This is a genomic window from Pasteurella skyensis (assembly GCF_013377295.1).
GTDB classification, from domain to species: Bacteria; Pseudomonadota; Gammaproteobacteria; order Enterobacterales; family Pasteurellaceae; genus Phocoenobacter; species Phocoenobacter skyensis.
On record NZ_CP016180.1, the window covers coordinates 1,419,241 to 1,435,560 of the forward strand.

Annotated in this window: 11 protein-coding genes and 1 other RNA gene; 4 read left to right on the forward strand and 8 right to left on the reverse strand. The window is 35.6% G+C overall.

Annotation, left to right across the window (positions count from 1 at the left end):
• Positions 1-28: 28 nt before the first annotated feature.
• From polA to A6B44_RS06825, 4 genes are all read right to left on the reverse strand, one after another.
• A complete protein-coding gene (polA, locus tag A6B44_RS06810) occupies positions 29-2,824 on the reverse strand; it encodes a DNA polymerase I (protein WP_090923254.1) in 2,796 nt (931 codons plus the stop codon).
• Between the two features lie 192 nt (positions 2,825-3,016).
• Positions 3,017-3,304 (reverse strand): 50S ribosomal protein L25, encoded by a 288-nt coding sequence (gene rplY / locus A6B44_RS06815; protein ID WP_090923253.1) that lies wholly within the window; start codon positions 3,302-3,304, stop codon positions 3,017-3,019.
• A 233-nt stretch (positions 3,305-3,537) separates the two neighbouring features.
• An RNA gene (gene rnpB / locus A6B44_RS06820) (RNase P RNA component class A) lies at positions 3,538-3,926 on the reverse strand.
• 46 nt (positions 3,927-3,972) lie between these two features.
• On the reverse strand, positions 3,973-4,866 hold the full coding sequence (locus tag A6B44_RS06825) for a transcriptional regulator GcvA (protein WP_090923252.1): 894 nt from the start codon (positions 4,864-4,866) through the stop codon (positions 3,973-3,975).
• 353 nt (positions 4,867-5,219) lie between these two features.
• Between A6B44_RS06825 and A6B44_RS06830 the strand changes: the two genes are divergently transcribed.
• Complete coding sequence (locus A6B44_RS06830) at positions 5,220-6,266, forward strand: branched-chain amino acid aminotransferase (protein WP_256211157.1); 1,047 nt, start codon at positions 5,220-5,222, stop codon at positions 6,264-6,266.
• A 377-nt stretch (positions 6,267-6,643) separates the two neighbouring features.
• Complete coding sequence (locus A6B44_RS06835) at positions 6,644-7,627, forward strand: IS110 family RNA-guided transposase (protein ID WP_176673490.1); 984 nt, start codon at positions 6,644-6,646, stop codon at positions 7,625-7,627.
• A gap of 364 nt (positions 7,628-7,991) precedes the next feature.
• On the opposite strand, the gene uvrA is transcribed toward A6B44_RS06835, so the two are convergent.
• Positions 7,992-10,820, reverse strand: a complete 2,829-nt coding sequence (uvrA, locus tag A6B44_RS06840; protein ID WP_090922840.1) for an excinuclease ABC subunit UvrA — start codon at positions 10,818-10,820, stop codon at positions 7,992-7,994.
• A gap of 254 nt (positions 10,821-11,074) precedes the next feature.
• Between uvrA and A6B44_RS06845 the strand changes: the two genes are divergently transcribed.
• Positions 11,075-12,916, forward strand: a complete 1,842-nt coding sequence (locus A6B44_RS06845; protein ID WP_090922839.1) for a tetratricopeptide repeat protein — start codon at positions 11,075-11,077, stop codon at positions 12,914-12,916.
• A 189-nt stretch (positions 12,917-13,105) separates the two neighbouring features.
• On the forward strand, positions 13,106-13,606 hold the full coding sequence (locus A6B44_RS06850) for a single-stranded DNA-binding protein (protein ID WP_090922838.1): 501 nt from the start codon (positions 13,106-13,108) through the stop codon (positions 13,604-13,606).
• 103 nt (positions 13,607-13,709) lie between these two features.
• Here A6B44_RS06850 and rluB read toward each other — a convergent pair whose 3' ends face one another.
• The 3 genes from rluB to rnm all read right to left on the reverse strand — a co-directional run bounded on the left by rluB (position 13,710) and on the right by rnm (position 16,320).
• Complete coding sequence (gene rluB, locus A6B44_RS06855) at positions 13,710-14,669, reverse strand: 23S rRNA pseudouridine(2605) synthase RluB (RefSeq protein ID WP_090922837.1); 960 nt, start codon at positions 14,667-14,669, stop codon at positions 13,710-13,712.
• A 49-nt stretch (positions 14,670-14,718) separates the two neighbouring features.
• The gene (locus A6B44_RS06860) at positions 14,719-15,339 is read right to left on the reverse strand and encodes an L-threonylcarbamoyladenylate synthase (protein WP_090922836.1); all 621 of its coding nucleotides are present in this window, start codon (positions 15,337-15,339) and stop codon (positions 14,719-14,721) included.
• A 150-nt stretch (positions 15,340-15,489) separates the two neighbouring features.
• Entirely contained in the window at positions 15,490-16,320 is an 831-nt protein-coding gene (gene rnm, locus A6B44_RS06865; protein ID WP_090922834.1) for an RNase RNM, read from the reverse strand.

Genomic DNA, 16,320 nt, shown 5'->3' on the forward strand with positions numbered 1-16,320 from the left:
AAATTTGTAAATTTTTAATAAGACCGCTTTAATGTGCTTCGTCCCAATTACCCCCAACTCCAACATCTGCAATCAGCGGAACTTTCAACTCAAACGCTTTTTCCATTTCTGCTTTAATCAACAGACTATAATGCTCTACTCTATCGGCTTTAACTTCAAACACCAATTCATCGTGGACTTGCATAATCATTAGAATATCATTGCAATCACGGATTTGTTTATCAATACTAATCATTGCAACTTTGATAATATCCGCAGCTGTGCCTTGCATTGGAGCGTTGATAGCGACACGTTCGGCGGCTTTTTTACGCATTTGGTTGCTGGATTGAATTTCAGGTAAATATAAACGGCGACCTAACAAGGTTTCAACATAGCCCTGTTCTGCGGCTTTTTGTTTAATGTCTAACATAAATTGTTGGACGTTTGGATAGCGTTTGAAATAGAGATCCATATAGTTTTGAGCATCGCCTCGTGAAATGCCAAGCTGATTTGATAATCCAAAAGCAGACATTCCATAAATCAAGCCGAAATTGATCGCTTTGGCACTACGGCGTTGTTCACCTGTGACGTCATCGAGTGATACGCCAAAAATCTCACTTGCGGTGGCTTTGTGAATATCTTTGCCCTCTGCGAATGCAGTAATCATTCCTTGATCGTTCGATAAGTGTGCCATAATTCTTAACTCAACTTGCGAATAGTCGGCGGCTAAAATGACATAACCCTCACGAGCGATAAAGGCTTTACGAATACGTCTCCCCTCTTCGTTTCTAATTGGGATATTTTGCAAGTTTGGATCGCTTGATGAAAGACGTCCTGTGGCAGTTACCGCTTGATGATAAGACGTGTGAATACGCCCTGTTGTTGGGTTGATCATTTGTGGCAATTTATCGGTATAAGTTGATTTTAATTTGCTTAAACCACGATGTTCAATAATCAATTTTGGTACATTATGCCCTTGATTTGCGAGCGTTTCTAATACTTCTTCATTGGTTGAAGGCGCACCTTTTGGCGTTTTTTTGATAACAGGTAAGTTTAATTTATTAAATAAAATTTCTTGCAGCTGTTTTGGTGAAGCGAGATTAAACACTTCCCCTGCTTCATTGTGTACCTGCTCTTCTAACTCGATCAAACGAGCTGAAATTTCACTTGATTGCTCTAATAAAAGATGGTCATCAACCAACACACCGTTACGCTCAATGTGTGAAAGCACATTAACCAATGGCATTTCTACTTCGTTGAATAACTTGACTAATTCAGGTGTTTTTTGTAATTCAGCGGATAAAACTTGGTGCAATTTCATTGTTATATCGGCATCTTCGGCAGCATATTGCGTGGCTTGTTCTAACTCAATTTGATCAAAAGTAAGCTGATTTTTGCCTTTGCCTGCGATTTCTTCAAAACTAATGGTTTTATGCCCTAAATAACGATCTGCTAATGCGTCCATATTGTGTCGCCCTGTGCTGTTTAGGGTGTAGGATTCTAGCATTGTATCAAAGGCAACCCCTTGTAATTCAATGTCATTTTGAGCAAAAATGGTTAAATCATATTTAATATTTTGCCCTATTTTTAGAATTTCTGGATTTTCTAAAATCGGTTTTAATTGAGTTAAAACGTGCTGTTTATCCAACTGTTGTGGCACGCCTAAATAGTTGTGTTCAAGTGGAATATAACAGGCTTCGCCATTTTCTAAACCAAATGAAATTCCCACTAAATTTGCTGTCATCACATCAAGGCTATCGGTTTCAGTATCAACCGCAAACACGCTCACTTGTTGTAGTTTTTCAAGCCATTGTTGTAATACTTCTTCACTATCCACTTGCTGATAAGCGGTGCGATTTATTTCAATTTTTGCAAATTTTTTCTCTGATGTAACCGCTTGGTTTGACGTTATTTGATAATTATTCGGTACTTTTTCTTTTTGTTGTTGAGTAACAGGATTAGCATTACCTTGTACTTCACTTAACCAACGTCTGAATTGATAACGTTCAAATAACTCAACTAATAAAGATTGATTTTGTGGTTCGGTTATTAGTTGATCGTGAGTAATATCAAGTTCAACATCAGTTTTAATAGTGGCTAAGATATAAGATAACTCTGCCATTTCCTTTTCAGCTTCCATTTTAGGGGCAAGTGTTTTTGCTCCACGGAAACCTAATTCAGCAATTTTATCTAAATTTTGATAAATGTCTTTAAGTGAACCAATTCCTTGCAATAAACCCAAAGCGGTCTTTTCTCCTACGCCTTTCACACCCGGAATACCGTCTGACGTATCACCACGTAATGCAAGATAATCAATCATCAATTCAGGAGGAATACCATATTTTTCAATCACACCTTCACGATCTAATAATGTATTACTCATCGTATTGATCAGCATTATATGATCATCAACAAGCTGTGCCATATCCTTATCACCTGTACTAATCAATACATCTTTACCTTCTTTTGAGGCTTGCAAAGCAAGTGTCCCAATCACATCATCAGCCTCGACACCCTCAATAGAAAGTAGTGGAATACCTAATGCTTTAATAATAGTATGCAATGGTTCAATTTGACTACGTAAATCATCAGGCATTGGTGGACGATGAGCTTTATATTGCTCAAAAATTTCATCACGAAACGTCTTACCCTTAGCGTCAAATACCACTGCAATATGACTTGGTTCAACCTGCGAAATTAAACTTTTTAACATATTCAACACACCATACATTGCTCCTGTCGGCTGACCTTCAGCATTGGTTAAAGGAGGGAATGCGTGAAATGCACGATAAAGATAAGATGAACCGTCCACTAAAACGAACGGATTTTTTGCGATTGTTGTCATTGAAATCTCTTAATTTAGTTTAAAAATCTGTGAGAGATTATACCTTATATTCGGCTATTTCGCATTGAGAAAAGGATTGAATGATTAAGTTATAGCGGTAAGATCTTGGGTAAAATTTGCAAAAAAGATTAAGCCCTTACGAACTTAATCTTTTTAAATCAAAAACCTAGTTTAAAACTGAGTATTTAGTGATTAAACACGTTTGAAATCTAAGTGTAATAATTTTGGTTTAGTTGCGTGACGTTGAATTGCTTGAACTTTTACTTTCTCTTCTTTACCATCAACAACTAATGTTAATACTTCACTGTAAAATGAATCTTCAAATTGTGCGTTGTTTACTTTATCGTGATCTAATGTGATCGCAACTGCTTCTGCATTACCACCATAGATAATAGCAGGAACTTGATTTTTATGACGCAGACGGCGGCTCGCACCCGTACCATGCGTTGAACGAACTTTGGCTTCAAATGTAAATGACATTTTTTAATTCTCATATAAAAAGGAACATTTTGTTCCGTTAAAAATAAAAGTAGCAGGCGACCCAGCTACTTCCCTCAATTTATTGCCGTTTAATATTCAAGAAAAACGACAGGCTGTCATTATAATGATTTTAAATAGAAAATAAAGATTTTTTCAACTAAAAATAGATAATAAAATAAGGTGAATTTATACCCATAAAAAAGATATAAGTAATGATGACTTATATCTTAAAAGAGGTGAGTTGGTCGGTAAGCCGAGTTCTGTCGTGGACAATCATTCCTCTAGGCGTACATTCACACATACGCTCAAGCAACCTACCCGAACTCTGAACGAGCCGCCCATTGAGTTCCTATTTGGTCTTGCTACGAGTGGAGTTTACCGTGCCATGAAATGTTACCACTCATGCGGTGTGCTCTTACCACACCCTTTCACCCTTACCTGTTCTCTTACGAGCCATCGGCGGTTTGCTCTCTGTTGCACTAGTCGTAGGCTCACGCCTCCCAGATGTTATCTGGCACTCTGCCCTGTGTAGCTCGGACTTTCCTCTCGTTTATCTGTCCCATAGATAGTTTTTCAACTCTTTTTCGGGCTTCAATAAACCAGCGATTGCCTAACCAACTCAGACGAAAGAGTATAGAAGATTTTTATACTTTTGCAAATAAAAATAATTAATCTCTCTTTCCCTCTTCCATTTCTTTCATAATCCATTCCACAAAATGATGAATTTTCTCTACTTTTTCCATCTGAGGAGGATAAACCACATAAAACGCTTTTTCATCGTAAAGATTAGTAGAAAATAACTCGACCAAATGCCCTTCATCAATCTCATGATGTGCTAAAAGACTATTGGTAATCGCAATACCTTGTTGGTGCATTGCCGCCTGTAATACCATAAATGAATGGCTGAAAACTGAACCAGATTCAGCATCTAATCCATCTAAATTCAAATGCTCCTTCATTTTCTTCCATTTATTATGAGTATTTGAATGTAATAATGGCTTACCGATTAAATCTTCTGGCGTTTGAATATTATGCTCTTTAATAAAAAGCTCAGAAGCTAAAATAATGATACGAGCTTCTGCTAAACGAATTGATTTAAGGTTTTCCCAATGACCTAATCCATAATAGATAGCCACATCAATTTCCGTACCAAGTTTTCCTTCATCTTGATCCACGCCTTTGATTCTCACCTCAATATCAGGATACTCTTGATGAAAATCATTCAAACGAGGCACTAACCAATGAATACCAAAAGTTTGAGGAACACTGATCGTTAATACTTGACGTGTTTTTATTTTTTTGGCGCAATCCGTAGCAACAATAATTTGATCTAACAGTGGTTGAATATCTTCAAAATATTGCAAACCAACTTCTGTTAATTCCAATAATCGATTACGACGATAAAATAACGGTGTACCAAGAAAATCTTCAAGCAATTTAATTTGGTGACTCACCGCAGCTTGAGTAACAAATAATTCTTCTGCAGCCTTTGTAAAATTTAAATGACTAGCAGCCGATACAAATGTCTTTAACGCATTTAAAGGTGGAAGTTTTCTATTCATTATTTTTTCTTATTTTAGAGATAAAAAAATCTCGTTTGTGTTATTCATTCAATATACTTAAAATTTGTGACATATTTACTTAAGTAGCATAGTTTTGTTATTTAAGTATGATGTTGTGTTTGCATATTAGCTTAGTAAATCTAAGCTCGAGTAACAAGTAAGTTACTCATTTCACTTCCTGTATATTTAAACCCTGTGGGTTTGATTTTTTGCCGTCCTTTACGTCAGTATTTGGACGGTTTTTTTATTTAGCAAACTCCAATATTCTAACAGATTTAATTCCCCCTGCCACAATTTCTTTTTATTATGCCTTTTCAAATTGAACTATATGATGTAAATTCAAGCTATCCATAATACAAAACAAAAGGAACACAACAATGGTAACAAATATTGATTGGCAAAATTTAGGTTTTTCTTATATAAAAACAGATTATCGTTTTATTGCACACTGGAAAAACGGTCAATGGGATGAAGGCAAGCTAACACAAGATGCCACACTGCATATCAGTGAATCCTCTACTGCATTACATTATGGACAACAATGTTTTGAAGGTTTAAAAGCCTATCGCTGCAAAGATGGTTCAATTAATCTCTTCCGTCCTGATGAAAATGCTAAACGTATGCAACGCAGTTGTAAACGACTCTTAATGCCACAAATCCCTGAAGAAATGTTTATTCAAGCCTGTAAAGATGTCGTAAAGGCTAACGAAAAATGGCTTGCTCCTTATGGTTCTGGTGCCACATTATATTTACGTCCATTTGTGATTGGCGTTGGTGAAAATATGGGGGTAAAAAGTGCCCCTGAATTTATTTTCTCCATCTTCTGCTGCCCTGTAGGAAATTATTTTAAAGGCGGATTAACTCCTTCCAATTTCTTAGTATTACCTGACTATGATCGTGCTGCACCTTATGGTACAGGCGCTGACAAAGTAGGTGGAAACTATGCTGCTAGCTTAATACCGGGTCAAATTGCTCATTCAAAAAATTTCAGTGATTGTATTTACCTTGATCCAACCACTCATACTAAAATTGAAGAAGTAGGAGCGGCTAATTTCTTTGGCATTACAAAAAACAACCAATTTATCACGCCAAAATCCCCCTCTATTCTACCTAGTATTACCAAATACTCTTTACTTTATTTAGCCAAAGAGTGTTTAGGAATGGAAACTATTGAAGGTGATGTTTATATTGATAAACTTGATGATTTTATCGAAGCTGGAGCTTGTGGAACGGCTGCTGTGATTTCTCCTATTGGGGGTATTCAATATAAAGATAATTTTCATATTTTCTACTCAGAAACGGAAGTTGGTCCTATTACAAAACGTTTATACGATGAATTAACAGGTATTCAATTCGGTGATATTCCTGCTCCTGAAGGTTGGATTGTCAAAGTCGATTAGTTTTATTTTGCTAGCGGGTACATTCACTTAAAAATTTGCAAATTTTTATCACAATGTATCCGCTATGTTTTCTTTTATCTACAAAACTAATCTCTAAGCTGAGTCACTAGACTACCCAAACACCGATCACTGAGCCCGTCGAAGTGTTAGGTGTTTATGCACAGAATTTGTTTGGTGAGCATTCTCTCATCCTTGTATTATAAAAAAGCCCTACTATTATAAATAACAGTAGGGCTGTTGAAGTAGAGCTTGTAAATATCCTTAGGTTAAAAACCTGTGTCGAAGATATAACCTACTTCAACTCCATATTCATCCCGAATGGTATCCTGAGTAACACTATTAGTGCTAGCTCGTATAAACAAGGTTGAGGAACAAATATGAATAACACATTCTACATTGGTATTGATATTGCTTGCAAGAAGTTTGATGTAGCGATTTATAAAGAAAATAAAAAAGCCCTACATAATACTTTTGATAATGATAAAAAAGGGTTTGAATCATTATTAAAATGGATTAACAAAGATACTCAAAATCTACACGTTGTAATGGAAGCAACTGGTATTTATTGGGAAGAATTAGCCTATTTTCTCTATGATAAAAAGGCAAAAGTAAGCGTGATTAACCCTAAATGTATCAAGGCTTATGGCATTGGACAAAATCTTAGAAATAAGACCGATAAGATAGACGCAATGCTTATTGCTCGTTTTGCGGCAAAAGAGCAACCACAAGCGTGGCAACCACCACCAAAGGCTCAACGTGCATTATTATTAAGATTACGACAGCTAGAACATCTTAAACAAGCTGAGCAAAAAGAACGTACTCGGATTAAAATGATGTCAGATAGCGAAAGTATTGCAAGTGCAGAGCGTTTGGCTAATTTCTTGCGTGAAGAAATAAAAGCTTTTGAAAAACAAATTGATGAAACAATCAAAACGGATACAATGCTCAAACAAAATGCAAAATTATTATCAAGCATTCCAGAATTAGGTAAAAAAAGTGTTGCTTGGTTACTGGCTTATCTTGGCGATGGCTCTCGTTTTAAAAATGGAAAAGCTGCAGCTGCTTATGCAGGCTTAACTCCTATGCACCATCAATCAGGCAGTAGCATAAATGGTAAACCGAGAATATCAAAAATTGGACAAACGGATATTCGTAAAATTTTATTTATGCCTGCGGTTGCCTATAGTTTTGGGAATTATAAAGATAGAATTTATAAGACTTTTGTTGATAATTTACTGGCAAAAGGGAAGGATAAAAAAGTGATTATCGTGGCTTTAATGCGTAAATTAGTGGCCATTGCTCAAACAGTATTAAAAAATCAAATGCCTTTTGATGCAAGTTTACACCAAAAGACAATGTAGTTATTAACAATAAATGTTATACAGATTTTAGAGGATAAAATATTCTCTAAAAATATAAGACACCATTATTAATGTTAAAAAATAAAAAATTTTCTTGCTATTTCTAATGGTATCTTCGACAGGCTAAGGAATCGAGAACGATAAACATCTATCATCGAACTAGCCAAACACCGATCACAGAGCCTGTCGAAGTGTTAGGTGTTTATACACTAATCTTTTTTTGGTGAACGCTTCTCTACCCTTCGATATTTCGACAGACTCAATAACCGAGCTCAGGAACCGAGAACGAGGGCGTAACATATTATACGACATAAAGACTTGATTTAATTGGTAAATTTTCACTTAAATGTAACCGCTATATCTCTTACCCTTTCTCTAACACTGCTTTTAAAAAATGTGCAGTATAAGATTTTTTATCTTTTGCGACTTGTTCAGGTGTTCCCTGTACGATGATTTCTCCGCCACCGCTACCACCTTCTGGTCCTAAATCGATAATCCAGTCAGCAGTTTTGATGACATCTAAATTATGCTCAATCACCACAATGGTATTACCGTGATCGCGTAATTTGTGTAGCACCGTTAATAACTGCTTGATATCTGCAAAATGTAAGCCTGTGGTTGGTTCATCAAGAATATAAAGGGTTTTGCCTGTATCTCGTTTTGATAATTCAGTCGCTAATTTAACACGTTGTGCCTCTCCCCCAGAAAGGGTAGTTGAAGCTTGTCCTAAGCGAATATAGGATAATCCCACATCAACTAAAGTTTGTAATTTACGTGCTAAAACAGGAATTGCATCAAAAAATTCTCTCGCTTCTTCCACTGTCATATTTAACACTTGATCAATGGTTTTCCCTTTATAACGGATTTCTAAGGTTTCTCGATTGTAGCGTTTACCTTTACAGTGGTCACAAGGCACATAAACATCAGGTAAAAAGTGCATTTCAACTTTAATTACACCATCACCTTGACAGGCTTCGCAGCGTCCACCTCGCACATTAAAGCTAAAACGTCCTACATTATAACCTCTTGCTCGAGATTCTGGCACACCAGCAAAAAGCTCACGAATAGGGGTAAACACACCGGTATAAGTTGCTGGGTTTGAACGTGGTGTTCGACCAATCGGACTTTGGTTGATATCAATGACTTTATCAAAGTGGGCTAAGCCTTCAATACTTTTATAAGGGGCTATATTGCGTTTATCGGCTCGGTTTAATTCATTTTGAGCCAATGGGAATAAAGTATCATTAATTAAGGTTGATTTACCTGAGCCAGAAACACCTGTTACACAAGTAAATAAACCTGCTGGAATCTCTAAATTGACATTTTTAAGGTTATTTCCTGATGCCCCTTTTAAACTTAAGATACGTTTAGGATCACGTTTTACTCGTTGAGTTGGTATATCAATTTTTTCTTTACCAGAAAGGAACTTACCTGTTAAAGAGAGTTTATTTTGCATAATCTGTTTCGCTGTTCCTTCTGCGATCACTTCACCACCGTGAACCCCTGCACCTGGACCAATATCAATAATATGATCCGCCATCATAATCGCGTCTTCATCGTGTTCTACCACAATTACGGTATTCCCTAAATTACGCAAATGTATAAGAGTTTTTAATAAACGTTCATTATCTCGTTGATGTAAACCAATAGAGGGTTCATCAAGCACATACATCACCCCCACTAGCCCTGCACCGATTTGACTTGCTAAACGGATACGCTGTGCTTCCCCACCCGATAAAGTTTCTGCACTGCGAGAAAGGGATAAATAATTTAACCCAACATTCACTAAAAACTGCAAACGCTCACGAATTTCTTTTAAAATTTTCTCGGCAATTTTGGCTCTTTGACCTGAAAGGGTTAAATGTTCAAAAAACTCAGCCGCTTCACCAATACTTTTCTCTGAAATTTCAGGTAAATTTGTTTTTTCAATAAAGACATTTCGTGCTTCTTTACACAAACGTGAGCCATCACAGGCTTTACAAGGGCGATTATTGATATATTTTGATAATTCATCACGCACTGAATTTGATTCTGTTTGCTGATAACGACGTGCCATATTATTTAACATACCCTCAAAGGTATGAGTGCGAGTAACGGTATCGCCCTTGTCATTGATATAATTAAATTTAATTTCTTCGTCCGAACCATTTAAAATAATATGTTGGATCTTTTTAGATAGCTGATTAAATGGTTTTTCAATATCAAATTTATAGTGTGCGGCTAATGATTTTAGTAGACTAAAATAATAGAAACTACGGCGATCCCACCCTTTAATAGCACCATTAGCTAATGAAATTTCAGCATTTTGAATCACTTTATTTTCATCAAAATATTGCTGAATACCTAACCCATCACAAGTTGAACACGCCCCAGCTGGATTATTAAAGGAAAACAGACGAGGCTCTAACTCCGTTAATGAATAACCACACTCTGTACACGCAAAACTAGAAGAAAAAACTAATTCTTCTGCATTTGGATCGTCCATATCCGCCACAATAGCCGTTGAGCCTGAAAGATCTAAAGCAGTTTCAAAGGATTCTGCTAAACGTGTTTTTAGATCAGCTCGCACTTTAAATCGATCCACCACCACTTCAATGGTATGTTTTTTCTGCAATTCTAAGGTTGGGGGATCCGATAAATCACAAATTTCGCCATCAATTCTTGCTCGAATATAACCTTGAGCAGTCAAATTTTCCAATAATTTTATATGCTCACCTTTACGAGCCTTAACCACTGGAGCAAGTAACATTAAACGTTTACCTTCTGGCTCTTCTAAAACTCGATCGACCATCTGTGAAATAGTTTGAGCTTGTAATGTAGTGTTATGCTCAGGACAACGCGGTTCACCCACTCTTGCAAAAAGCAAACGTAAATAATCGTGAATTTCCGTGATTGTACCGACCGTTGAACGTGGATTATGAGAGGTTGATTTTTGCTCAATAGAAATTGCTGGTGAAAGCCCTTCAATATGATCTACATCAGGCTTTTCCATTAAAGATAAAAACTGTCTTGCATAAGGGGAAAGTGATTCTACATAACGACGTTGTCCTTCGGCATAAAGGGTATCAAATGCCAAAGACGATTTGCCAGAACCCGATAAACCTGTGACGACAATTAATTTATCACGAGGAATAATCACATTTATATTTTTTAAATTATGGGTTCTTGCCCCACGCACATCAATGTTTTTCATAATCACTTAACTTTTTAAAATTCAAAAATAAACCATACATAATTATCGCATAATTTTAGTCTTGCTACACTATACAGAAAATCAATTTTAGTGATAGCTTTTTTATTTTATTGTTGTTTTTTGTGCTAGTATTAGATCTGTTTATAAGCGGTCAGATTTTTATAAGAATTTACAGATTCTTGAATGTTTTTCATAAAAAATATTTTTAAATCAATGAATTGCAAATTTATTTATCAATAATTAAGGATAAAAAAATGGATAATCATAAACCTAAACAAATGAACCAAAAGCAGCTTGTTAGAATATTTAAAGACGTCAAAAAACTTAATAGTTCTGAAACAAGATTTTGTTTTTTAATTGGGGCAGGTGCATCAAAAAGTTCAGGAATTCCAACTGGTTGGGAATTATCACGCGAATGGTATAATGATTTAAAGAATGACTTAGATGAAACAGAATTATCAGACTGGAAAAAAGAAAGTGGTTTTGAAGAAGATAGAATAGGGGAATTTTATTCTTCTATATACCAAAAGAGATATGAAACATCACCACAACTTGGTTACGACAAGTTTAAGAAAATAATGGAACCTATAGAACCGGGTTTGGGTTATGTCATTCTTTCTCAAATACTTGCTAATGAGAAACATAATTTTGTTATCACGACTAATTTTGATTATCTAATAGAAGATGCTGTTAGGATGTATACTCCTACAAAACCTTTTGGCGCAGGGCATGAAACTCTTGCCGAATTTGTTTCTTCTCAAACAGAAAGACCCACCATAATTAAAATTCATAGAGATTTATTCTTACATCCTCTTAATGATAAAGAAGAGACAGAGAAATTAAAAGAAGAATGGGAACGGGCTTTAAAACCAATTTTAAAAAATTTCAATCTATTAGTTATAGGCTATGGAGGTAATGATGGCAGTTTAATGGATTACTTAAAGAGTATAGAATCTGAAGATAGAAAACCTATTTATTGGTGTATGCAAAATAATAGTCCGCGAAATTCTAAAATAAATAACTTACTAACAGGAAAAGATTTTATAGTTAAAATATCTGATTTTGATGAATTAATGCTTTCTCTTTATAATAATTTGGAATATAAGATTTTTAAAAACTTAGATGATTTTGAAAATCATTCATTTGTTGTAGCTGCAAAAGAAAGAATTTCAAGTTTAAATGAAAAACACAAAGCTCTTTTAGATAAGTTTAAATCACAGAAAGAAGAAAAGAAAGTAACCACAGAAATTAAAGACTTTTTTACTGGTGCAATGAAAGTAATGTTGGATGCTTATTTAGAAAAAGATATCAATAAAAAAGGAGATATTTACCAAAAAGGTGTAATTAACTATCCTAATAGTGCTAACCTTATAGGAGAGTACGCTCTATTCCTTTCTGATATTCGCAAAAACTATGATAAAGCTGAACAATATTACCAAAAATCCATTAAATTAGACCCTGATCATACTAACAACATTGGCAACTATGCTTCATTCCTTTCTGATATTCGCAAGGACTATGATAAAGCTGAACAATATTACCAAAAATCCATTGAATTAGAACCTGAAGATGCAGACTTTATTGGAAACTACGCTCTATTCCTTTCTGATATTCGCAAGAATTATGATAAAGCTGAACATTATTACCAAAAATCTATTAAATTAGACCCTGATAATGCTAACCACATTGGCAACTATGCTCTATTCCTTTCTGATATTCGCAAGGACTATGATAAAGCAGAACATTATTACCAAAAATCCATTGAATTAGACCCTGATCATGCTAACAGCATTGGAAACTATGCACATCACCGAATAATTTCTAAACAAGATTTTGAAACGGCTGAAAAATATATTGATAAGGCGTTTGAGATGGTAGATCAAAATAATTTAGGACTTTTGGCAGAATTATGGTTTTATAGATATGCCCATTACAATAAATGGAAGGAAAAGAGTGAGAAAGAATTAGATAAATTAGTTTCCAAAGGTGCAAAATCAATAGGTTGGAATTTACAACCCCATATTGAAATAGCGAAACAGAATAATACATCAGATATCAAAAAATTAGAAAAGTTTGCAAAATTAATTACTGAATAAGTACAACACAATATTATGTCACAAGTAGTACTTACTAATTCAGTTAAATATAGTGTTCATTTTTCGTTTCCTATCGCAAAATTTAAAAATAACTGTACAAACTGTCAGTTTAACTAGTGATTTTATTTTTTATTTCAGGCAAAATAGCAAGATCAAATCAATAACAAAATTAAACAAAGAGGAATTTTTATGGCTGGTGTAAATAAAGTAATTATTGTTGGTAATCTTGGAAATGATCCAGATATGAGAACAATGCCAAATGGTGAAGCGGTAGCAAATTTAAGTGTAGCGACATCAGAAAGTTGGACAGATCGTAATACAGGCGAACGTCGTGAAGTGACTGAATGGCATAGAATTGTATTCTTCCGTCGTCAAGCAGAAGTCGCAGGTGAATATTTGCGTAAAGGTTCAAAAGTGTATGTTGAAGGGAAATTAAAAACCCGCAAATGGCAAGATCAAACTGGGCAAGATCGCTATACAACTGAAATTGTAGGTGATGTATTACAAATGCTAGATAGTCGTGGTGGTCAAGCTGGAGGCTTTGCTCCTCAAGCACAACAAGGTGGTTACTCAGCACCACAACAGCAAAACAGTTTTAGTTCTGCCCCAAAACCATCAACACCATCTCAAGCAGCACCACAACAATCTGCTCCACCGATGGATAATTTTGATGATGATATTCCGTTTTAAGTTATTATAAAAATAGCAAAAAGGAAGATTTTTATATCTTCCTTTTTTTATACCAAACAAGCGGTCACTTTCTAATAAATTTTTACAAATTTTAAAAATAATATTATTTTCTATATTTCTGATGCTGTTTAACCGATTTTCTAATTTGACGGATATTGGTTCTTCTACGGTTTTTAGTCACATCAATTTTAGTTTCTGTTTCAGGAGCTAAACCTACAAGTTCACGTAAATAATTTACTTGTTGTAGATCCATCTCTTCCCAGCCACCACGAGGCAAACCTTTTGCCAATTTAATGTTTCCGTAACGAATTCTGATTAAGCGACTGACTTGTACCTCTTGAGATTCCCATAAACGACGCACTTCTCGATTACGCCCTTCCGTTAAGGTAACATCAAACCATTGGTTAATTCCTGCACCACCCATTGCTTTAATCTGTTTAAAATTTGCCATTCCATCTTCAAGCTGTACACCTTTACGTAGACGTTGTAGCATTGCCTCATCAACATTACCAAACACTCGCACCGAATATTCTCTCTCAACCTCTTGGCTTGGGTGCATTAAACGATTCGCTAATTCTCCATCGGTTGTGAAAAGTAATAACCCCGATGTGTTTACATCTAAACGTCCAACAGCAATCCATCTTGCACCTGTTAAACGAGGTAAACGGTCAAATACGGTCGCTCGACCTTCAGGATCAGAACGAGTACAAAGTTCACCTTCTGGTTTGTAATACATTAACACTCGACACACTTCTTTTTGTGTTGTTTTAAGATAAACAAGGTGTCCGTCAATACGAATTTTAGTGCCACTATTCAGTTGCACTCGATCACCTAGTTTGGCAATTTTTCCATCGACACTCACTCGCCCTTGCTCAATGACTTTCTCTAATTCACGACGAGATCCTCGACCTGCTCTCGCCAAGATCTTTTGTAGTTTTTCCCCTTCCACTTTTACTTTTTTATCTTCACTTTTCTGCTCTACTTGAGTATCCGTTCTTTTTACTGCTGGTTTTGCGGTTGTTCTAAGCGGTCGTTTTGTTGTCTTTTTTTGCAAATCTTTCATCGATCTTTCCTTTTGTTGTCGCTTTCACAAGCGTCGGTTATAAATAATTTTATGCTAAGAAAGGCGTTAAATCGCCTGTTCCTTCACGAATAATCACTGGTGTGTCTTCTGTTAAGTCGATCACTGTGGTTGGCGTTTGCCCTAAATAACCACCGTGAATAATCAATTCAACACGTCGTTCTAAATAATTTCTGATCTCATCAGGATCAGACTGAGTCACATTTTCATCTGGTAACATTAATGAACACGATAAAATTGGCTCACCTAAGGTTTGCAATAATGCTAACGCAATATTATTTTTTGGTACTCGAATACCAATAGTTTTACGCTTTGTCCATAAACGGCGAGGAACTTCTTTTGTTGCAGGGAGAATAAAAGTGTAAGGATTCGGTACATTATTTTTAATTAAACGATAAGATACATTGGTGACTAACGCATAATTTGACAGCTCTGATAAATCATTACATACCAAAGTAAAATTATGATTAAGGGGTAACTTGCGAATTTCTACAATTTTATCAATTGCACGTTTTTCACCAATTCCACAACCTAATGCATAGCCAGAATCTGTTGGATATACCACAACCCCACCTTGCTTAATAATTTCAACTGCTTGATTAATTAAACGTTGTTGTGGATTATCTGGATGGATATAAAAAAACTGACTCATACTTTTCTTCCTTTATTTCTGCCTGCAAAATTTAACAGGGGCAAGTTATACCACAATTGAGAAAAAGTTTATATAAATAGTTTGATTAAAACTAAAAGTATATAAATATTTTCCTTGTAAAAAATACTTAACTATTTGTTTTCATTATTTTTAGGAAGCACGTTCCCATAATTCCCAAATTGGCTTACAATTTGTTGGAAGTGAAAGATCTTTTCCAAGATCGAGCCATTGAGTTGGAAAGTGAAAATCAGATCCCACCGAAGCGTAAAGTTCAAATTCTTCTGCCCAGCGTGCTAAAAGTTGACGTTGATCCTTCGACTGTCCACAACCTGCCACTTCAATACCGTCTCCGCCTGCTTCTTTAAAAGCAGTGATCAAACGCTTGATCCAGCGAGCCGTTAATTTATAACGCAGTGGGTGAGCAATATTTATAACTCCGCCAGCCTGATGAACAGTATCTATCGCATCTTCCATTGAACACCACATTGGCTTCACATAAGCGGATTTTCCTTGCCCTAAATATTTTTTAAAGGCTTTTTCCATACTTTTTACCGCTTCAATCTCTACTAAAAAACGAGCATAATGTGCCCGTGTTATTTCTCCCTCTGCCAATGCTTTCGCACCTTCATACGCATTAAGAATCCCCACTTTTGCTAACTTTTCTGCAATTTGAATGGCGCGTTGCTCTCTTAAAGCGGTCTGATTTTGTAATAAATTTACCAATTTTTGATTATTTTCATCAAAGTTTAATGCACTTAAATGAATATTTTTGTTTTGCCATACTACAGAAATTTCTACTCCAGAAATAAGCTGAATAGGCAGTGTTTGTGTCGCTTGCCTTGCTTCTACTAATCCTGCGATCGTATCGTGATCAGTTAAAGCAAGTACATCAATACCTTTTTCAACTGCTCGGTTAACTAATTCTGTTGGTGTCAATAATCCATCTGAAGCTGTGCTGTGACTATGTAAATCATAAACCAT